Genomic DNA, 20,524 nt, shown 5'->3' with positions numbered 1-20,524 from the left:
GCCGCCGTGGCCCGCCCGTGTCAGTCGAACCAGCGGTCCCGGGCCAGTTCGCGGGTGCGTGACGGGTCCTCCAGGAGGGCCGCGACCTCGAAGCGGCGCGGCCACTGCCTCGCCGCCCAGGCGAGTCCGGCGGCGACGCCTTCCAGGGTGGCGGCGTGCAGGACGCCGTCGTCCGTCAGCCGCCAGTCGATCTCCGTGCCGTCCACGACGAGTTCCTCGTGCTCGACGTACGTGGCGGGCGTGCGCGGCCCCAGCAGCGCCCGTACCGGCTCCGGCACGTCGTGCTCGACGCCCTCGGAGTCGACCTGCCCGGTCACCGACTCGCTCAGTCGCCGTACCTGGAACAGTTCGGCCAGTTCGGCGGCCCGGGCGGGCCGTACCGGAAGCAGCGGCACCCCTTCGGTGAACGGCAGCAGATCGGGTGAGTCGACGACGACGGCGTCGGCCGCGTCCACGACCTCGACCCGCCCGTCGACGACGGCCCGCAGCTCGTCCGGAAGGGTCACCTGCTCGGGATCCAGCTCGGCCAGCGCACCGTACAGCCCGTGCAGTTGGGCGCCGGTGACCGTACGCTCCGGGTCGGCGAGACGCTCGAGGAGTTCGGCGGCGCCGCCGGGCTCGTCGAGGAGCGCGGCCACGGACGTCCGCACACCGAGGGCGCGCAGCACCTGCTCGTCGTCGAAGCCGGTGGCGTCTGCCTCCTCGTACAGGCCGTGCAGCAGCGGGTCCCCGCCGGCGGCCAGCAGACCGGCCGGGCGGCGGCCGTCGAGCACCGGGTTCCCGCGCAACCACCATGCGGTGTACGGCCGTACGACCTCGTGGGTGCCGTCGGGCAGGAGGATCCGGACCGGCTGGATGAGGGCGTCCCGCAGCGGCGGCCGGGCCAGCAGCGCGAGGGCCTGGGGCCAGCGGTCCTCGTCCACGAGGTCGAGGTCGCGCACCGCGACCAGTTCGGTGGCGACGGGAGGCACCGGGCTGTCGGGGAAGCGGTCGAGGATGTCCTCGCACCACACGTCGACGGCGTCCAGCAGACCCGCGTCGTCGGGCTCCGCGAAGTCCCCGTCGCGGGGCTCCAGTTCGTCCGGGTCGAGGACCACGTCCGTGGCGCGCACCAGCGCGAAACCGGCCAGGACACCACAGGCGGCCAAGGGCTGTTCGCCCCACCGCTCCGCCAGTTCGGCGTCCACCTGGGCGAGTTCGCCCTCCCGGACGACGGAGGCGAACGGGCTGCCCGGCAGCACCATTTCACCGGCGGGGACGAGTTCCCCCTCCTCGTCGGGCAACGCGAGCGCGCCGAGCCAGGGCTCGTCACCGGGTTCCAGTCCCGCGTCGCGGACCAGGGCGAGCACCGTGTCGGCGAGTTCCTCGGCGTCCGGGGTGTCCCGGTCGTCCCAGGCGCCTGCGTCGTCGTCCAGGGACGCGGCGACGGCGGCCCGGACCTGCGGGGTGGTCAGGACGGCGCGGGGTGTCGCGGGCAGCGCGCCGAGCTTCTCCAGGAGGGGGTGCGCCGCGTCCCGGTGGGCGACCTTGAGGCCGAGACGGGCGAGGATCTCCGGGTCGGGGCCGGTCGCGTCCGGAGTGGGCAGCAGCACCTGACGGGGGCCGATGGTGGTCCGGCCGTCGGCCAGGGGCACGGGAAGCCCGGAGAGCCGCTCCGGGTCGACGCCGGCGAGGCTGTCGTAGAGCCGGTACCACCACTGCGGGTCCTTCTCCAGGCCGGCCAGCCGGTCGACGGCATCGGCCAGCGGGACCCGGGCCACGCCCAGGGTACGCAGCTCGACGCGCCGTTCCAGTCCGGCGGGCAGCAGGGTGGGGAGCACCTCCGCCAGCACCCGCACGGTGTCGGCGCCGGCGCCCTCGACTACCTCGGCGTCCCGGGGCCGCAGCGCCTCCGGGAACCCGACCGCGTCCTCGCCCCGGTCCTCCTCCTCGGGCTGGGGCCGGACGGCGGGCGGCAGGAAGGCGGTACGCGGCAGCCGCTCGAGGATCGCCTGACGCAACGCCCCGTCGAGCTCTCCCTTGCCCAGCGGGCCGGGCACGAGGTCGATGATCCCGGCGCCCACCGGCCGCCAGCCGGCCAGCAGACCCGCGTACACGTCCGCCGCGCACCGCACCAGATGGTCGGTCAGCGGGCCGGGGGCGGCGTGCCGGCGGGTGGTGTCGAGCGGGAAGGAGGCGATGAGCAGGGCGGGGACGCCGAGCGCCTCGTCGCTGGGGGTGGGGGCGTGCACGACGGGAGTGGTGCGGGGCCGGGCGGGCGAACCGTCGTCGTCGACCGGTACGGCCCAGGTGACCGACCAGTGAGGGCGCAGCCGCTCCTCCACGGGGCGGTCGGCGAGAAGGTCGGGCGTGAGGGGGCCGTGCACGGCGGCGACGCGCCAGCGGGTCGTCCCGTCCCGGGTGTCGGCCACGACGGTGAGGGCGTCGTCGGTGGGATCGGCGGCCCGGCTCAGGACGCGGGGCGCGTCGCCGTCGATCTCGATCACGACCTCCTCCAGACCCGGCAGGGCGAGGAGGAGGGCGTCGTCGACGACGGTGAGGAGGCGTTCGGCGAGGTCGGCGGCGGCGGCGTCGCGCAGCGGCAGGATCACGGCCGTGTCGTACGGGTCGGGCGCGGTGCCCTGGGCGGCGAAGGGCAGCCGGAGCAGCGGCACATGTCCGTCCCGCCGCCGGACCTCGTCACCGAGCCCCGGGCTGTGCCGGGCGGTCTCGGAGGCGAGCGTGCGGGCCTCGGCGAGGTCCCAGCGGACCCCTCCGTGCCGTCCGACGACGGCGGGCTCGTCGGTGACGGCCAGGACGGCGGCGAAGCCGACCCCGAACCGTCCGACGGCCGTGGCCGACTGCCGCTCCTCGCGCTTGGCCGAGGCACGGAGGGTGGCGAGGGACTCCACACCGGCGGCGTCCAGGGCCGCGCCCGTGTTGGCGGCGACCAGGACACCGTCCCGGAGGGTCAGCCGCAGCCGGCCCGGCACCCCGGCCCTGGCCGCGGCGTCCGCGGCGTTCTGCGCGAGCTCGACGACGAGCCGGTCCCGGTACCCGCCGAGGACGAGGTCCTCCTCGGCGTTGGCGTCCTCCCGGAAGCGGGCGGGACTGGTGGCCCAGGCGTCCAGCACTCCGCGACGCAGGCGGGCCGTGCCGAAGGGGTCCGCGCCCTCGGGTGCCGGCAGCACGAACTTGCTCACTGTCACTCTCCTCGTCGGCGTGGGCTCGAAGGTACCGCGCGGCGCAGTAACGGCAGAACGGGACTCGGGACCGGACCGGGCCCCGAGCGGACCCGCATCACAATCGCGCAACGACTACGGGCGCACGGGGCGCGAGAGGCCGAACGAGCCCCTGATGCACCCAGGAGGCGACGGCGACGGCAGTCCGGAACGACACCGGCACGGCCGGTGAACGGCCCGGGACGGCACCCGGGGATACCCGGCCGACCCTGGCTGTCACCGGTCGCCCCGGACCAGGTGGCGGCGAACCCGTCGGTCACGCGCGTGCCCGCCGGCCGAGTACGGGCCCGGGGCAGGACCCGAACCGGACCCCAGGACCCGAGACCCCGGCGGGTGCCGAGGCCTCCCGGGTCGGCAGACCTAGGAGTGACCCAGCTCCGCCGTGTCCTCGTCCGTCGTCTCCGGCACGGAACCCGAGTCGGCCGCCGGGCGGAGCGGGAACGGGTCGACCCGGGTCTCGTCGACGACCGGCGGAGCCGGCCGCGGCGGGGTCGGCATCACGGCCGCCTCCGAGTGGCCGCCGCAGCCGTACGCCAGGGAGACCACCCGGCCGTCGGCCGGGGAGAACTCGTTGGCGCAGACCCCGAAGGCCTGGCCGAGGGAGCCGCCGATGCGGGTGAGGAAACCGCAGCTCACACACGAAGCGGGGGCCGCCTGGGCCATGGGCGTCTTCGGACCGAAGCCGTCCTCCCAGCGGTCGGCCGCGGTGTGCAGCCCGTAGCGGGAGAGGACCCGGGCGCGGCGCAGACCCAGCTCCTCGGCGACCGCGGCGATGGTGCCCCGGCGCGGAGCCGCCGGCAGGGCCGCGGGCGCGGTCGCCGTGACCTCCGCGTCCTCCGCCTCCGCCAGCTCGGCCATCTCCTCGGAGAGAGGCGAGTTGGGCGTCGGCTCGTCCATGTCGAAGTAACCCGGCTGAAGGCGCGGATCGTCCTCGCCGGTGTAGCCGGGCTCCAGCCGCAGGTCCTCCGCGTCGGTGGGGAGGAGATCGCCGGGACCCATGTCGCCGGGGCGCAGACGCTCGCTCCACGGAAGCCACTCCGGGGCCAGGACGGCGTCCGGGCCGGGCAGCAGGACCACCTCGTCGAGCGTGACGTTCTTGGCGCGCGAGGCCCGCGCCACCGTCGCCGCCCAGCGCCAGCCCCGGTAGCCCAGTTCCTTGCACTCGAAGAAGTGGGTGACCACCCGGTCGCCCTCCGAGACCATCCCCGCATGCTCGCCGACCACGCCGGGGGCGGCTGCCTCCTCGGCTGCGGCGCGTGCGAGGTCGACGGCCTCGGCGCACAGGCGGTCGGGGGTCCGGCTTCGCGTGGTCGCTGCGCTCACAGGTATCGCTTCTCTCCTACGCCGTCTCTCGGTGCGCCGGCCTGAAGGCGGCGGGTGCGGACGGAGCGGACCGGTGGACCGCGTCGACGTCCGCGCCCGATCGCGCTCGGGCGCACCTGCTGTCATCCATTCTGCGGGATGGCCGGGAGGCGCGCGGCCGAGAACAATCGCCACGGCGCGCTACGCACGCTACCTGCTCGCGGACGCTCGGCCTACACCGACGGGACGTTTCCCGCCCACAGAAGCCCCCGAACCCGTGCCGAACGCCCCCGAACCGCCGCCGAAGCCCTCTCCGGACCGGCCCGGCGCGCCGACGATCACACGCCCATACGCGCGGTAACCGCACTACGTACGGCTTTTCCGGGGCACTATGACGGGGTGGCAGCCGCGAGAGCACCCCAGGGCGCCACCGGGATCGGTGCGACGAAGGGGAACAAGGGGAGGAGCAGGGTGAGCGGTTCGGGCCGGATGAGCGGGTCCGTCCGCGCGGTCGGCCGCGCCCTGCACTTCCCGTTCACCGGCACCGCCCGCGGGATCAGAAAGGCCACCCACGCGCACGGCGCCGGCGAGTCCGGCCTCGGCAAGCTGATCGAACTGCACGCCGTGAACGGGGCCGGCGACGTCATGATCACCGTCGCGCTCGCCTCCACCGTGTTCTTCTCCGTGCCCACGGACGAGGCCCGCGGACGCGTCGCGCTCTACCTCGCCATCACCATGGCGCCCTTCACGGTCCTCGCCCCGGTCATCGGCCCCCTGCTCGACCGGCTCCCGCACGGCCGGCGCGCCGCCATGGCCGGCGCCATGCTGGCCCGGGCACTCCTCGCGCTGGTGCTGTCCGGCGCCGTCGCCACCGGCAGCATCGAGCTGTACCCGGCCGCGCTCGGCGTGCTCGTCTCCTCCAAGGCGTACGGGGTGGTCAGAAGCGCCGTCGTGCCCCGGCTGCTGCCACCACGGTTCTCCCTGGTCAAAGCCAACTCGCGGGTTACTCTCGGTGGTCTCCTCGCCACCGGGATCGCCGCGCCCGTCGGGGCGGGGCTCCAGGCCCTCGGGCCGCGCTACCCGCTCTACGGCGCCTTCCTGATCTTCGTGGCCGGTACGTTCCTGTCCTTCTCGCTGCCCCGCAAGGTCGACTCCGGCAAGGGCGAGGCCGTGGCGCTGCTCGCCGCCGACGAGCAGCACCTGCACGGCCCGCACCGGCAGCCCGTGAAACGCCCGGGCCTCAGGACCGTCGGCATCGCCGTCACCCACGCCCTCGGCGCCAACGCCGCCCTGCGCTGGCTGTCCGGGTTCCTGACCTTCTTCCTGGCGTTCCTGCTGCGCGAGCACCCGCTGACCGGGCAGAGCGCGGCCGTGTCGCTGGGCATGGTGGCCGTGTCCGCCGGCGTGGGCAACGCCCTCGGCACGGCCGTGGGGGCGTGGCTGCGCTCCAAGGCCCCGGAGCTGATCATCGTCACGGTCGTCGCCGTCGTGCTGGGTGCGGCCGTCACCGCCGCGGTGTTCTTCGGGGCGTTCCTGGTGGCGTGCATGGCGGCGGTCGCCGGGTTCTCGCAGGCCCTGGCCAAGCTGTCGCTGGACGCGCTGATCCAGCGGGACGTGCCGGAACTGGTGCGCACCTCCGCGTTCGCCCGCTCGGAGACGCTGCTCCAGGTGTGCTGGGTGTTCGGCGGCGCGGTCGGCATCGTCATGCCGCTGAACGGCGCGCTGGGCCTGTCGGTGGCCGCCGCGGTGGTCGCGCTGGGCTGGCTGACCACGGTCCGCGGTCTGCTGTCCTCGGTGCGGCACGGAAGCGGCGCGAAACCCCGCGTGGCGTAACGGCGGAGGGTGAGACACAGCCACGCCGCACCCCACGTAAAGGGACCGCCGGGCCTGCCCGATAGCCTTCCGCCATGACCACGATGCCCCGCGGCGGAGCCGCTGATGTACCTGGCGTTGTGCGGCGCCGCCGCGTCGTCGCCGCCGCCGGCGCCGTTTGTGCCGGCCTGCTCGTCCTGTCGGCCTGCGACAAGCCGACTCCGCTGTCCACGATCACCGTCGGCCGCGACTCGGTCAGCGCCGAGGCCGCCTGCGGCGGGGAGGGCAAGACCCTCCAGGCCGCCGCGCTGACCAAGTGCCTCGCGGACAAGGACATCAAGTCGATCACCGTCGACCCCGACGAGACCGTCCGCTTCGGCGTCGACCCCGACGTGGCCGACAAGCGCTGGACGATCCTGATGAACGGTCAGCCGCTCACCGAGGACAGCGACAAGACCTACCGCACGATCCCGGGCAGCGTCTTCTTCAACGCCCAGTACGGCGCCCAGGGCAACTCCACCCTCGTCTCCATCAAGGCCGGCGACGGGAAGAAGGACAGCCAGGCGGTCACCGGCCTGTGGTCGTTCAAGCTGAAGAAGGACGACTGACCACGTCCCGCACCCGCGTCCTCGTGGCCACCGCGGTCCCCGCCGAACGGGACGCGGTGGCGCAGGCGCTGCCGCGGCCCGGCGGCGACGCCCGGCCGCAGGACGTCGAGCGGGACGGCACGGTCCGGCTGCCCGGTGCCACCCTGCGCCGCCACGGGGTCTTCGACCTGCTCGCCGCCGGGGTCGGGCCGGCCCTGGCCGCCGCGTCCGTCTCCGCCGCCCTGACGGCGGCCGCGCTGCGCGACGCGCCCTACGGCCTCGTCGTCTCGGCGGGCATCGCCGGCGGCTTCGCGCCCGCCGCCCCCGTCGGCTCCCTGGTCGTCGCCGACGAGATCACCGCCGCCGACCTGGGCGCCGAGACCGCCGACGGCTTCCTGCCCGTCACCGAGCTGGGCTTCGGCGCCGTCACCCACCGTCCGCCCGAGTCCCTCGTACGGGAGACCGCGGCCGCGACCGGGGCCCGTACCGGCGTCGTCCTGACCGTCTCGACGGTCACCGGCACCGCCGCCCGGGCCACCGCCCTGCGCGAGCTCCACCCTCGCGCCCTCGCCGAGGCGATGGAGGGCTTCGGGGTCGCCGAGGCCGCCGCCGCGCACCACGTGCCCGTGCTGGAGATCCGCGCGGTCTCCAACCCCGTCGGTCCGCGCGACCGCGACGCCTGGCGCATCGGCGCGGCGCTCGCCGCCCTGACCACGGCCTTCGGGAAGATCGCGCCCCTCCTGGAGAGTTGGAACCCCTATGACCGGTGACCTGCTGAAGATCGCGTACTCGCCCTGCCCCAACGACACCTTCGTCTTCGACGCCCTCGCCCACGGCCGCGTCGACGGCGCGCCCGGGCTCGACGTGACGTTCGCGGACATCGACATCACCAACGGCATGGCCGAGCGCGGCGAGTCCGACGTGCTGAAGGTGTCGTACGCCGTGCTGCCGTACGTCCTCGACGAGTACGCGCTGCTGCCCTGCGGGGGCGCGCTCGGCCGGGGCTGCGGCCCGCTGGTGCTCACGAGGGAGACAGGGACCGGGGACGCCGCCCTCGCTCCCGGCGGTGCGGGCCTGACCGGCCGCACGGTCGCCGTGCCGAGTGAGCGGTCGACGGCGTACCTGCTGTTCCGGCTCTGGGCGGCGGAGCAGGTCCCGGGCGGCGTCGGCGAGATCGTGGTCATGCCGTTCCACGAGATCATGCCGGCCGTACGGGACGGCAAGGTCGACGCGGGGCTGGTGATCCACGAGGCCCGCTTCACCTACCGCGAGTATGGTCTGCGCAAGCTCGCGGACATGGGCGAGCACTGGGAGTCCACGACCGGCCTGCCGATCCCGCTCGGCGCCATCATCGCCAAGCGCTCCCTGGGCGCACCGGTCCTCACCCGGCTCGCCGACTCGATCCGCGCCTCCGTACGCGCCGCCTGGGACGCGCCCGAGGTCTCCCGCCCGTACGTCATGGAACACGCGCAGGAAATGGATCCGGCCGTCGCGGACCAGCACATCGGTCTGTACGTCAACGAGTTCACGGCGGACCTGGGCGAGGACGGCTATGCGGCGGTGCGGGGATTGCTGACGCGTGCGGCGGCCGAGGGACTGTTGCCGCCCCTCGGCCCCGGTGCACTCGATTTCCCGTGACGGACGACGCTTTACCGTCGGCGCCGTCGGCGGATTCCGGTCAGACGTCCAACTGGTCGGCCACCGCGCGCAGTAGACCGGCGATCTGCTTGCCGGAGGTCCTCTCCGGGTAACGGCCCTTCTCCAGCATCGGGGTGATGTTCTCGAGAAGCGTGGTCAGGTCCTGGACGATGGAAGCCAGTTCGTCGGGCTTCTTGCGCTGTGCGGCGGCGACCGACGGGGTCGGGTCGAGAATGACGACGGAGAGTGCCTGGTCGCCGCGCTGTCCGGCGACGACGCCGAACTCCACTCGCTGACCCGGCTTCAGCGCCTCGACTCCGGCAGGCAGGACGGAGGAATGGACGAAGACGTCACCGCCGTCGTCACGGGAGAGAAAGCCGAAGCCCTTCTCTGTGTTAAACCACTTGACCTTGCCCGTCGGCATGGGTGTGACCTCGTCCTCGGTGTGTCGGAGCAGGATGGCTCTTGGGAAACTGGCGGAACAGTCCGTGCTCAGCGGAATCACTTGACCTGGCCGGTAGGCACGTCTGTCCTCGTCCTCGTACTCGTCGGAAAGCTGCTTCCCGAGTTCGGGAAACAACTCTGAACGGCTCTTGATAGCAGTCGGGCGGGTCGACCACGACCCGCCGGTACCAAGGCTAATGGTCTTCGGGCCGGTGACAAGACGTCCCCCGGTTGTTCCTTCGGGCGGGGAACTACCCTGGTCCGGTGCGTGACAAAACCCAAACGAATTCCGCCGCTCCCGGAGACCGACTGATCCGGGCCGGTGCCGTCGTGTTCTTCGTCGGCGCCGTGGCCACACTGGTCACGGTCGCCCCCCTTCTCCTCCACACGAAGCCTTTTCCCACATACATGTTCGGATTGAGCATGCTCATGGGCGTCGGGTTCCTCGTCGCGGGCGCCGGTGTCCTGCGATCGGTCGCCGCGGGCCGGCGTCAGGCGCGGGGTGCGCTCCGGTAGGCCTCGAGGTGGCCGGAGAGCCACGCGGGGAATTCGGTCAGGTCGGTGAGCACGACATCCGCACCGGCGGTCCGCAGTTCCTCCGCACCGATCGGCCCCGTCGGCACGGTGACCGACAGCGCCCCGGCGGCACGCGCGCCGCGTATGTCGCCCACGTGGTCGCCGACATAGACGCTCGCGCCGTGCTCACGCAGCGCCCGCGCCTTCTCCTCGGCCCACAGGTCGCCTATGACCGCGTCGGGGGCCAGACGCAGATGCTCCACGTGGAGTTCGGCGTTCGGCTGGTGCTTGGCGGTGACGATGATCGCCTGCCCGCCGGCCGCCCGCACCGCCGCGATCGACTCCCGGGCGCCGGGCAGCGCGGTCGCGCCCGTGACGCCGTGCTCGGGGTACAGCGAGCGGTAGAGGTCGGCCACGGCCGCCACCCGCTCCGCCGGGTACCAGCGGGCCAGCTCCGTCTCGGGCGGCGGCCCGAGCCGGGTGACCACCGCATCGGCGTCGATGTACGTCCCCGTCCGCTCGGCGAGCGCCACGTAGGTGGCGCGGATGCCGGGCCTGGAGTCGATGAGGGTCATGTCGAGGTCGAAGCCGACGGTGAGCACGGGTGACGTCATGCGGCCCATTCTGCCGGGCCGGTGCGATCCTCCTACCTCGGCTTCTGTGACCGCCACACCAGGAACAGTGCCGACGCCACGGCCGCGCCCCGGATCACCCAGGGCCAGGTCTGGGCGACGGCGTCGTTCATGTGCCCTTCGGCGATGGGGTCGCCCCAGCGCCCCTCGGACCGTCCCCACAGCCAGACGAGCCCGGCCGTGAGCGCGAGCCCCGGCAGCCATATGACGGCGAACTTCGTCTCCCGCTCGGTCAGCCGGCGCGAGGCGTAGGCGATGAGCCACCCGAGGATCAGGGCGAACCAGTTCCCGAGCACCGCGCCGGCGACGAGACAGCAGGCGGCGATCAGCAGCAGGGGGTTGCTCCACCGGGCCCGCTCGCCGGAGGGCCGGCGCAGCCGGAGCCGACGGCGGCGCGGGCGGCCGTCGGCTCCGTCCGCGTCCTCTCCCCCGTCCCCGCTTCCGGCTGCCGCGTCCACCGCGACCCGCTCGTCCCCCTCCGGCGCGGGCTTCCTCGCCTGCGGAGGCTTGAGCAGGTCCGCGATCTCCACGCCGCCGACGAAGCCCGGCACGTCCTCGCCGATGCCCAGGGGCGTCGGCTCGTTCAGCCACCAGTCGGGCGTCCCGCGGGTGTCGCCCAGCTCGTGCAGGGGCGCGCGGTGCGGCGGGGAGGCCGCGTCGGAAGGGGCGGCGGGGTTCGGCGCGCCGGCCCGCGGCCGTGGCACGGCCCGCCGGATCCCCTTCGGCCGCTCCGGCTCGTCCTCCCGGTCGCGTTGCACGGGCACGGAGGGCGCCGGCGGCTGCGGCGCGTCACCGCCCCGGTCGGCCGCCGCCGCGACGATGTCGTCGGGGCTGCCCAGGCGGTCGATGATGCGGCGGACGGCCGCGGGAGAGTCGACGGCGGCCTTCGCCCGGCGCCGGTCGATCTCGTTGCGCAGCTCGGAGACGAGCCGCATCCGCGTGGCCGACGGCAACTGCCGCTGCTGCGCCACATCCCCGACCCGGCTCAGATACTCGTAGACGACTTGGTCGCTCTCGATCCCCACGGGAAGACGCTACCGCGCAGCCCTCCACAAACCGGCCCACCAAAACCCCAACACCCCAACACCCGCCCCGCACCGCCCGTGCCGAAAGCGCCGCGAGCGCCGGTGGCTCGGCGGCGCCCGCACCCATCAGCCGCGCCGGGGCGGGCGGTCCGGCAACCGCCCGGGCCGACCGGCCCTGCCGGGGCGGGTGGCAGGCACCGGCCCGCACCCGTCAGCCCTGCCGCGCCCGCGATGCGGCGTCGGCCCGTACCCGTCAGCCCTGCCCGGCCCGCGATGCGGCGTCGGCCCGTACCCGTCAGCCCTGCCCGGCCCGCCATGCGGCGTCGGCCCGCACCCGTCAGCCCTGCCCGGCCCGCGATGCGGCGTCGGCCCGTACCTGTCAGCCCGTCCGGCGATTGAGGACGAGGCCCTTTCAGGGCCGACGCGGGGGTCCGGGGGCGCAGCCCCCGGAGGGCGCCAACCGCTACCGTGGGCAAGATGAGCACCGAGGACCAGCGCGCCCCCCGCTCCCTGGCGGCAGCGCTCCGCGCCCGGGACGACGCTTCCCTGGCCGCGCTGCTGCGCGCCCGCCCCGACCTCATCACCCCGGTCCCCACCGACCTCACCCAGCTCGCCACCCGGGCGGGCACCCGCGCCTCCGTCGTCCGCGCGCTGGAGCGGCTCGACCGGTTCGCCCTCCAGACCGCGGAGGCGCTGGCCGTGGCCGGCGACCCGGCGACGTACGACGAGCTGCTCGGGCTGATGGCGGGCGACGCGCGCGACCCGGCCGTCGCCGACGCGCTGCCCGGCGCCCTCGCGGCCCTGCGGGAACAGGCCCTGGTCTGGGGAGACGAAGGCAGCCTCCGTCTCGTGCGGACCGCCCGTGAACTGCTCGCGCCGTCCGCCCAGCACCCGTCCCCGACAGGGCTCGGGCCGAGCGTCCGAGAGGCGACCGCGGGCATGTCACCGGGCCGGATCCAGGAGCTCGTGACGACGGCCGGGCTGCCCTCCACGCACGACTCGGTGTCCGCCGTCGGCGCGCTCACCTCCCTGTTCACCCATCGCAGGAAGATGGCCGCGCTGCTCGCGAAGGCGCCCGCCGACTCCGTCGACGTGCTGAGGCGGCTGATGTGGGGGCCGCCGTACGGGCAGGTCACGGCGGACCCGGCGGCGCGCCTGCGCTGGCTGCTCGATCGCGGGCTGCTGCTGCCGACGGCGCCCGGCACCGTCGTACTCCCCCGCGAGGTCGCCCTGCATCTGCGCGAGGGCCGGGCCCACCGCACGCCGGAACCCGTGCCGCCCACCGTCGAGGCGCTGGTCGCCCATCGTCCCCAGGTGGTGGACGCGACGGCGGCCGGTCAGGCGTACACGGCGCTGACGACCGTGGAGGAGCTGCTGAAGGACTGGCACGAGGGCGGGCCCGCCGTCCTGCGGGCCGGTGGGCTGAGCGTGCGGGACCTCAAGCGGACGGCCGTCGCCCTCGACGTGTCCGAGCCGATGGCCGCGTTCTGGGTCGAGTTGGCGTACGCGGCCGGGCTGCTGGCCTCCGACGGCGAGGCCGACGAGCGGTACGCGGCGACCCCCGAGTACGACGAGTGGCTGGAGCGTCCGCCCGCCGACCGGTGGGCGCAGCTCGCGCAGGCGTGGCTGACGGCGACCCGGACGTCCGGGGTGGTCGGCGGCCGGGATCTCAAGGAGCGGGCGCTGTCGGCGCTGGGGCCGGGCCTGGACCGGTCGGCGGCGCCCGAGGTGCGACACCGGGTGCTGACCCTGCTGGCCGGCCTGCCCGAGGGCGCCGCACCGGACGCGGAAGCGGTGCTGGCCCGGCTGCGCTGGGAGCGCCCGCTGCGCGGGCCGCAGGGTCAGCAGCTTCCTCAGGGTTCCGCAGCCCAGGGCGCCCAGGGCGACGACGACCTGCGCTCCCGGCTGGCCCGCTGGACCCTGACGGAGGCCGAACTGCTGGGTGTGACCGGCCGGGGCGCGCTGTCGTCGCACGGGCGGGCTCTGCTTGGGGCGCGGTCAGCGGCTAAACCGGCCGCCGCCGCCACCGGCGCTGGGGACGGCCCGACCGGGCCCGGCGACAAGCTGCCCGCGCACCACCGTCCCGTCTCCGCCGGCCCTGCCGCGCCGCTCTCGGCTCCCGAGCAGGCTGTGGCCACCGCGGCCGCCGCCCGTCTGCTCACCCCGCTCCTCCCCGAGCCGCTGGACCACGTCCTGCTCCAGGCCGACCTGACCGCGGTCGCGCCCGGCCCGTTGCGGCGCCCGCTGGCCGATGTGCTCAGCGTCCTCGCGGACGTCGAGTCCAAGGGCGGGGCGACCGTCTACCGCTTCACGCCCGGTTCGGTGCGCCGCGCCCTGGACGCCGGCCGCAGCGCCTCCGACCTGCAAGCCTTCCTCGCCGAGCACTCCCGTACGCCGGTGCCGCAGCCGCTGGCGTATCTGATCGACGACGTGGCCCGTCGGCACGGTCATCTCCGGGTGGGCGCGGCCTCGGCCTACGTCCGTTGCGACGACGACGCTCTGCTGAACGAGATCCTCGCCGACAAGCGCGCCGCCGGCCTGCGCCTGCGCCGGCTGGCCCCGACGGTGCTCGCGGCCCAGGCCGACCCGGGGGCTCTGCTCGACGGTCTGCGGGCGATGGGCTTCGCGCCGGCTGCCGAGTCCGCCGAGGGGGATGTCCTGATCACCCGTGCCCACGCCCATCGCACGCCGCCGCGCACGGCTCCGGAGCCGGTGCCGGACGGCCCGCCGGTGCCCGACACGACGCTTCTCGGCGCGGCGATCCGCGCGATCCGGGCCGGTGACCTGGCCGCCACGGCCCCCCGCAAACCGACGGAGGACGCCGCCCGCCTCGCCCCCGGCGAACTTCCCCGGACCAGCTCGGCCGAGACGCTGGCCACCATGCAGGCCGCCGTCCTCACCGGCGAGGCCCTGTGGATCGGCTACGTCAACGCGGAGGGGACCGCAAGCCAGCGCGTCATCGCCCCGGTCCGGGTGGAGGGCGGCTTCGTGACGGCCTACGACCACACGGCCGACGAGGTCCGCACGTACCCGCTGCACCGGATCACAGGCGTCTCCGAACTGGTGGATGACTGACCCCTTCCCGGGCTGCCCCGCCCACGGGACCGACGGCCGCCTGACCGCAGCCGCTGACCGGTGGGCGCCTGACCGGTGGGCACCGGACCCATGACCGCCGGAACTCTGACGACCGCCCGACCGTCAGGCGCCGGATCACAGCGGCCTGACCGGGGGACACGGAACCCGCAGCCGCCGGAACTCTGACGGCCGCCGGACCGACGGGCGCCGGGCCCGTGGCCGCCGAAACTCTGAAGGCCGCCGACCGAGGGCGCGCCGGACTCACAGCCGTGCCCCGCAGCCACCTGACCGGGAGGCACGGGACCCATAGCCGCCGGAACTCTGACGGCCACCGGACCGACGGGCCCCGGACTCACAGCCGTGCCCCGCAGCCACCTGACCGGGGGGACCGGAGCCGTGGCCGCCGGGCTCACGATCGTCTGGCCGGTGGGGCGTCGGGCCCGGGGGGCGCCTGACGCTGACCGCCGGCCGCCCTGCACGTCGGTCCAGGGGACGGACGGCGGGCGGCCGGAGGCCGGCTGTTCAGCATTCGCCGACGCCCGCGTCCGCCGGCAGGCCGAAGTGGGCGCGGGCCGTGGCCTCCAGGGCCCGGGACGACATCGGATGATGGAGGGACGACCTGGTGAAGACCCCGAAGTGGGAATCCGTCCAGCGCCCGTAGCCGTCGCCGTCCGGCGGTTCCTCCCGGGCCACGACCCGGTAGCCCCCGGCGGCCGCCTCGTCCCGCTCCAGGCGCACCACCTGCGGGTACTGCCCGGCACCGCACTCCACCAGGATGTCGTCCCGCACCCCGTAGCGGACGCACAGCGCGTTGACGCCGGCCCGCACCTCGTCCCCGTGCCGCTCCAGTTCGAGCGCCTTCGCCTGGCAGAACCAGCGCGCCTCGATCGCGGGCACGCTCCCGCCGTAGCCGCTGCCGTGCGACTCTGCCGCGATCCTGGCCTCGATCACCGGCCGTACCTCGCCCCACAGCCGACCGTCGATGCCCCCGGGCCACATGACCCAGGTACCGGTGGCCGCCAGCACCGCCGCGGCTCCCACACCGACCGCGCCCCTGCGGAACGACAGGACCGACATACCGTGACTCCCCACCGCGTCGCGCCCATCGCGCTGCTCCCCGGGTCAGACACGCAAAGGGCGGACAGGGTTGCGCGGGGGCCCCGGGAGGCAGCGGACCACCGTATGAGGACGGCGTACGGCACACTGGAGGTTTGGCCCGTGCGAAAGGGATGGCGTACGTGAATGGACCGCTGATCGTCCAGTCGGACAAGACTCTGCTCCTGGAAGTCGACCACGAGCAGGCGGACGAGTGCCGTCGTGCCATCGCACCGTTCGCGGAGCTGGAGCGGGCGCCGGAGCACATCCACACCTACCGGTTGACGCCGCTGGGCCTGTGGAACGCCCGGGCGGCCGGGCACGACGCCGAACAGGTCGTGGACGCGCTGGTGCAGTACAGCCGTTACCCGGTGCCGCACGCGCTGCTCGTCGACATCGCCGAGACGATGGATCGCTACGGCCGGCTGACCCTGAGCAAGCACCCCGCGCACGGGCTGGTGCTCACCACCACCGACCGGCCGGTGCTGGAGGAGATCCTGCGCTCCAAGCGGGTCGCTCCGCTGGTCGGCGTCCGGATCGATCCGGACAGTGTCGCCGTGCACCCCTCCGAGCGCGGGCAGATCAAGCAGACGCTGCTGAAGCTGGGCTGGCCGGCCGAGGACCTCGCGGGGTACGTCGACGGCGAGGCGCACCCGATCGAGCTGGCCGAGGACGGCTGGGCGCTCAGGCCGTACCAGAAGCAGGCGGTGGAGAACTTCTGGCACGGCGGCAGCGGCGTCGTGGTCCTGCCGTGCGGTGCGGGCAAGACCCTTGTCGGCGCCGGGGCGATGGCCCAGGCGAAGTCGACCACGCTGATCCTCGTCACGAACACGGTCTCGGCGCGGCAGTGGAAGCACGAGCTGGTGAAGCGGACGTCGCTGACCGAGGAGGAGATCGGCGAGTACAGCGGGACGCGCAAGGAGATCCGGCCCGTCACCATCGCCACGTACCAGGTGCTGACGACCCGGCGGAAGGGCGTCTACCCGCACCTGGAGCTGTTCGACTCCCGGGACTGGGGGCTGATCCTCTACGACGAGGTGCACCTGCTGCCGGCGCCGGTCTTCAAGTTCACGGCGGATCTCCAGGCGCGTCGGCGCCTCGGTCTGACCGCGACCCTGGTCCGCGAGGACGGCCGCGAGTCGGACGTGTTCTCGCTGATCGGGCCGAAGCGGTTCGACGCGCCGTGGAAGGAGATCGAGGCGCAGGGCTACATCGCGCCCGCGGACTGCGTCGAGGTCCGGGTGAACCTGACGGACTCGGAGCGGCTGGCGTACGCGACCGCCGAGGCGGAGGAGAAGTACCGCTTCTGTGCGACGACGGCGACGAAGCGGAAGGTGACGGAGGCGATCGTCCGCCGTTTCGCGGGGCAGCAGATCCTCGTCATCGGCCAGTACATCGACCAGCTGGACGAGCTGGGCGAACACCTGGGCGCCCCGGTGATCAAGGGCGAGACCTCCAACGCCCAGCGGGAGAAGCTGTTCGACGCCTTCCGGGAGGGTGAGATCAGCGTGCTGGTGGTGTCCAAGGTGGCGAACTTCTCGATCGACCTGCCGGAGGCGACGGTCGCCGTCCAGGTCTCGGGCACCTTCGGTTCCCGTCAGGAGGAGGCCCAGCGCCTCGGTCGTGTGCTGCGCCCCAAGGCGGACGGCCACCAGGCCCACTTCTACTCGGTGGTGGCGCGGGACACCCTCGACCAGGACTTCGCGGCGCACCGCCAGCGCTTCCTGGCGGAGCAGGGCTACGCGTACCGGATCATGGACGCGGACGAGCTGCTGGCGGAGGAGGCCTGAGCCCCGCCGGGGTCGCCCGCCGCGGTCGGTCACCTGCGGCGGTGGACTCCGGCTTCCTCGCCGTACTCGCCGAGGATGATCACGTCGAAGGCGGCGCCCGCGAAGACCTTCACGGCGCGCAGGGCGTCGCCGAGGCGGTGGCGGTGTCCGTCGGACAGGGGGGTCGCTCCTGACGGGCGACCGGGGGCCGGGGTGAAGGTCGCTGCACTCATGTCTCCATGATGGGAGACGGGGCATAAAGCGGGCATCGGTCCCAGGTCCCCTTTCGGCGTACTCCTCCGGTACCCCTGTGGGAGGGGGTCTCCCCTACGGGACGGGGGTCGCGGGCTAGGGGTGGGCGGGGTCCAGGTGGACACCCGGGCGGCTTGCGCCGGGGGCTCCCGGACAAATGCGTTGGCACGCCCGTCCCCCCTTCACCTAGAATCCTCGCTCTTGCCCGCCTCCCTCGCCGGAGCGCCGCCGCCCGGACGGAAACCGGGCGGCCTCACCGCAGCAGCCCCTCAGCCGGCCCGGAGGCACCCCCTTGTCCACGCCGTCCACGTCGTCGTCCCCACGCGTCGACGACGATCCGCTCGCCCGCGAACGCGCCCACCTCGCCTCCTCCCGGGGCGCCCTGCGGGCCATGCGCGAGGACGTCGAGGCCCTCGACATCAGCGACGTCACCGCGAACTGGGTCAACGCGCAGATCCTGGAGCGCCAGATCGGGGAGCGCATCAAGGCGCTCGCCGACCTCAGCCACACCCCTCTGTTCTTCGGCCGGCTCGACTACCTGCACGCCCCCGGCGCCGACCGGGCGGAGGGCGCGGAGGGGGAGCAGTTCTACATCGGACGTCGGCATGTGCACGACGGTGACGGTGATCCGATGGTCATCGACTGGCGTGCGCCGGTCTCGCAGCCGTTCTACCGGGCCTCGAAGAAGGACCCGATGGACGTCGGGCTGCGCCGCCGCTTCGGTTACACCGGCGGCGACCTCACCGCGTACGAGGACGAGCACCTGTCGGATCCGGCGGAGACGGAGCGGACCAGCAAGCTGCTCCAGCGGGAGATCGAGCGGCCTCGTGTCGGGCCGATGCGCGACATCGTCGCGACGATCCAGCCCGAGCAGGACGAGATCGTCCGCAGCGGGCTGGGCGGGACGGTCTGTGTCCAGGGAGGGCCGGGGACCGGGAAGACGGCCGTCGGCCTGCACCGGGTGGCGTATCTGCTCTACGCCCACCGCGAGCGGCTCGCCCGCACCGGCACGCTGGTGATCGGACCGAACAAGTCCTTCCTCAGCTACATCGAGCAGGTGCTGCCCGCGCTGGGTGAGCTGACGGTCCGCCAGGGCACGGTCGACGACCTGGTGGCGCATGTGGAGGTGCGGGGCACGGACGACGCGGCGGCGGCGGTCGTCAAGGGTGACGCGAGGATGGCCGAGGTGCTGCGCCGGGCCGTCTACGCGCATGTCGGCATGCCGGGCGAACCGCTCGTCGTCGTGCGGGGCTCCCGGCGGTGGCGGCTTCCGGCGTACGAGATCGAGGAGATGGTGCGGGAGCTGCTGGACCGGGACATCCGTTACGGCGCCGCCCGTGCCGCGCTGCCGCAGCGCATCGCGCACGCGATCCTGGTGCAGATGGAGCGCTCGGGGGAGGCTCCCGACGACCGGGTGCAGGACGCCGTCGCCCGCAACAGCGCGGTGAAGGCGGTCGTGAAGGCGGTCTGGCCGGCCGTCGATCCGGCGAAACTGGTGCTCCGGCTGCTCACGGACGGGGAGTTCCTCGCCGAGCACGCGGCGGGGGTACTGAGCGAGGGCGAGCAGAAGACGATCCTGTGGGCGAAGCCGGTGCGCTCGGTGAAGTCGGCCAGGTGGTCGGCGGCGGACGCGGTGCTGATCGACGAGGCGACCGACATTGTGGAGCGCACGCACTCGCTGGGCCATGTGGTCCTGGACGAGGCGCAGGACCTGTCCCCCATGCAGTACCGGGCGGTCGGGCGCCGCTGCACCACGGGTTCCGCGACGGTGCTGGGCGACCTGGCGCAGGGCACCACCCCCTGGGCGACCCGGAGCTGGGAGGAGGCCCTCACCCATCTCGGCAAGGCCGACGCGGTGATCGAGGAGCTGACGGCCGGTTTCCGGGTGCCGACGGACGTCATCACCTACGCCTCCCGGCTGCTCCCGTCGATCGCACCGGGCCTCACGCCCGTCGCCTCGGTCCGTGAGAACCCCGGCTTCTTCGACCTCCGGCCGGTCACCGGTGACGCCGAAGTCATCGCGGCCTGCGAGGAGTTGCTGCGCAACGAGGGCTCGACGGGCCTGATCGCGGCCGATGCGCGGATCCCGGCCCTCGCCGAGGCGCTGACCACGGCGGGCATCGGCCACCTGTCGCCGGGCGAGGAGACGACGGCCGAGACCCGCCTCACCCTGGTCCCGGCCTCCCTGGCCAAGGGCCTGGAGTACGACTACGTCGTCCTGGACGAACCGCGGGCGGTGGTCGACGGCGAGCCGGACGAGCGGACGGGGCTGCGCCGGCTCTACGTGGCACTGACCCGGGCGGTGTCCGGCCTGATCGTGACCCACACGGCCGCGCTGCCGTCCCAGCTCGGCTGACGGCCGGCGGCCGGATTGTCGGGCGCGGGCTACCCGGCCGGCTCGCCGTCCACCGCCCGCCGCCACCTCGCCACGGCCCGCGCCGACACGGGGCCGGACCAGCCGTCGGGGCGGGCGGCGCCGCCGATGTGGAAGGCGTCGATGCCGCCGGCCCTCAGCACCGGCACATGGTCGAGGCGCAGGCCGCCCCCCACGAGGAGCCGCTGCTCGTAGCCCTGTTCCCCGTGCCGTGCCGCCTCCGCGAGGAGGGTGGGCAGGCCGTCGTCGACGCCGGTGGCGGAACCGGCCGTGAGGTAGGTGTCCAGTCCGGGCAGGCCGTCCAACTGCTTGCGCAGGGCGTCGCGGTCGGCGGCGTGGTCGAGGGCGCGGTGGAAGGTCCAGCGGCAGCCGTCCAGCTCGGTGACGACCCGCTCCACCGCGGCCAGGTCCACCCCGCCCCCGGCGTCCAGGAACCCCAGGACGAACTGGTCCGCGCCGGCCGCCCGCAGCTCGGCCGCCAGCCGCACGAGGGAGTCGACGTCCCGCGCGGTTCCCGCCGCGAAGCCTTCGGAGCGTCTCAGCATCACGCGCAGGGAGAGGTCCACGGCGGCCCGGATCCCGGTGAGGACGGCCACCGGCGGGGTGAGTCCGTCGGCGGCCATGTCGGTGACGAGCTCGAGGCGGTCCGCGCCTCCGGCCTGGGCGGCGACCGCGTCCTCGACGTCGAGGGCGATCACCTCCAGAACTGCACGCTTGCTCATGGGACCCCATTCGTCGGCGTTCAACGGCTTGAACGGCTTCTTCGGGCGGCTACAGGTCTA

Annotated in this window: 16 protein-coding genes; 8 read left to right on the top strand and 8 right to left on the bottom strand. The window is 74.0% G+C overall.

From position 1 onward, the window contains the following. Positions 1-20: 20 nt before the first annotated feature. Together OHS71_RS22885 and OHS71_RS22880 are read right to left on the bottom strand one after the other, a co-directional pair. Positions 21-3,182, bottom strand: a complete 3,162-nt coding sequence (locus tag OHS71_RS22885; RefSeq protein ID WP_328481224.1) for a sacsin N-terminal ATP-binding-like domain-containing protein — start codon at positions 3,180-3,182, stop codon at positions 21-23. A 399-nt stretch (positions 3,183-3,581) separates the two neighbouring features. After that, positions 3,582-4,544, bottom strand: coding sequence for a DUF3027 domain-containing protein (locus OHS71_RS22880; RefSeq protein WP_328481223.1), 963 nt, complete (start codon positions 4,542-4,544; stop codon positions 3,582-3,584). Between the two features lie 378 nt (positions 4,545-4,922). On the opposite strand from OHS71_RS22880, the gene OHS71_RS22875 reads away from it, so the two are divergent. The 4 genes from OHS71_RS22875 to OHS71_RS22860 all read left to right on the top strand — a co-directional run bounded on the left by OHS71_RS22875 (position 4,923) and on the right by OHS71_RS22860 (position 8,560). After that, positions 4,923-6,356 (top strand): MFS transporter, encoded by a 1,434-nt coding sequence (locus OHS71_RS22875; RefSeq protein WP_328481222.1) that lies wholly within the window; start codon positions 4,923-4,925, stop codon positions 6,354-6,356. A gap of 74 nt (positions 6,357-6,430) precedes the next feature. Beyond that, entirely contained in the window at positions 6,431-6,943 is a 513-nt protein-coding gene (locus tag OHS71_RS22870; RefSeq protein ID WP_328481221.1) for a DUF2771 domain-containing protein, read from the top strand. Next, complete coding sequence (locus OHS71_RS22865) at positions 6,913-7,692, top strand: futalosine hydrolase (protein ID WP_328481220.1); 780 nt, start codon at positions 6,913-6,915, stop codon at positions 7,690-7,692. The genes OHS71_RS22870 and OHS71_RS22865 overlap by 31 nt, the downstream gene beginning before the upstream one ends. Continuing rightward, positions 7,682-8,560 carry a 1,4-dihydroxy-6-naphthoate synthase gene (locus OHS71_RS22860; protein ID WP_328481219.1) on the top strand — a complete coding sequence of 293 codons (879 nt, stop codon included), beginning with the start codon at positions 7,682-7,684 and terminating at the stop codon, positions 8,558-8,560. Before OHS71_RS22865 ends, OHS71_RS22860 begins: the two co-directional genes overlap by 11 nt. Before the next feature lie 40 nt (positions 8,561-8,600). Here the strand turns inward: OHS71_RS22860 and OHS71_RS22855 are convergent, their stop codons facing one another. After that, a complete protein-coding gene (locus OHS71_RS22855) occupies positions 8,601-8,984 on the bottom strand; it encodes a cold-shock protein (RefSeq protein WP_328481218.1) in 384 nt (127 codons plus the stop codon). Between the two features lie 284 nt (positions 8,985-9,268). On the opposite strand from OHS71_RS22855, the gene OHS71_RS22850 reads away from it, so the two are divergent. Further along, positions 9,269-9,520, top strand: coding sequence for a hypothetical protein (locus tag OHS71_RS22850; protein WP_328481217.1), 252 nt, complete (start codon positions 9,269-9,271; stop codon positions 9,518-9,520). Here OHS71_RS22850 and OHS71_RS22845 read toward each other — a convergent pair. Next, positions 9,496-10,143: an HAD family hydrolase gene (locus OHS71_RS22845; RefSeq protein ID WP_328484601.1), complete on the bottom strand. Its 648-nt coding sequence runs from the start codon at positions 10,141-10,143 to the stop codon at positions 9,496-9,498. The two genes, OHS71_RS22850 and OHS71_RS22845, sit on opposite strands and share 25 nt — an antisense overlap. Positions 10,144-10,166: 23 nt before the next feature. Further along, positions 10,167-11,177, bottom strand: coding sequence for a hypothetical protein (locus OHS71_RS22840; RefSeq protein WP_328481216.1), 1,011 nt, complete (start codon positions 11,175-11,177; stop codon positions 10,167-10,169). A 477-nt stretch (positions 11,178-11,654) separates the two neighbouring features. Between OHS71_RS22840 and OHS71_RS22835 the strand changes: the two genes are divergently transcribed. Continuing rightward, a complete protein-coding gene (locus OHS71_RS22835; RefSeq protein WP_328481215.1) occupies positions 11,655-14,252 on the top strand; it encodes a helicase C-terminal domain-containing protein in 2,598 nt (865 codons plus the stop codon). A 522-nt stretch (positions 14,253-14,774) separates the two neighbouring features. Here OHS71_RS22835 and OHS71_RS22830 read toward each other — a convergent pair. Then, on the bottom strand, positions 14,775-15,329 hold the full coding sequence (locus OHS71_RS22830) for a hypothetical protein (RefSeq protein ID WP_328481214.1): 555 nt from the start codon (positions 15,327-15,329) through the stop codon (positions 14,775-14,777). Positions 15,330-15,490: 161 nt separating this feature from the next. Here OHS71_RS22830 and OHS71_RS22825 point away from each other — a divergent pair, with 161 nt between their 5' ends. Further along, entirely contained in the window at positions 15,491-17,137 is a 1,647-nt protein-coding gene (locus tag OHS71_RS22825) for a DNA repair helicase XPB (RefSeq protein WP_328481213.1), read from the top strand. Between the two features lie 29 nt (positions 17,138-17,166). Here the strand turns inward: OHS71_RS22825 and OHS71_RS22820 are convergent, their stop codons facing one another. Next, positions 17,167-17,349: a hypothetical protein gene (locus OHS71_RS22820; RefSeq protein ID WP_328481212.1), complete on the bottom strand. Its 183-nt coding sequence runs from the start codon at positions 17,347-17,349 to the stop codon at positions 17,167-17,169. A 311-nt stretch (positions 17,350-17,660) separates the two neighbouring features. Here OHS71_RS22820 and OHS71_RS22815 point away from each other — a divergent pair, with 311 nt between their 5' ends. Further along, entirely contained in the window at positions 17,661-19,724 is a 2,064-nt protein-coding gene (locus OHS71_RS22815) for a HelD family protein (RefSeq protein ID WP_328481211.1), read from the top strand. A 29-nt stretch (positions 19,725-19,753) separates the two neighbouring features. Here the strand turns inward: OHS71_RS22815 and OHS71_RS22810 are convergent, their stop codons facing one another. Then, entirely contained in the window at positions 19,754-20,464 is a 711-nt protein-coding gene (locus OHS71_RS22810; protein WP_328481210.1) for a copper homeostasis protein CutC, read from the bottom strand. Between the last annotated feature and the right edge of the window lie 60 nt (positions 20,465-20,524).

Source organism: Streptomyces sp. NBC_00377, assembly GCF_036075115.1.
GTDB lineage: Bacteria > Actinomycetota > Actinomycetes > Streptomycetales > Streptomycetaceae > Streptomyces.
Note: the sequence above shows the minus strand (reverse complement) of the source record. Positions and strands in the feature narration are given on the sequence as shown.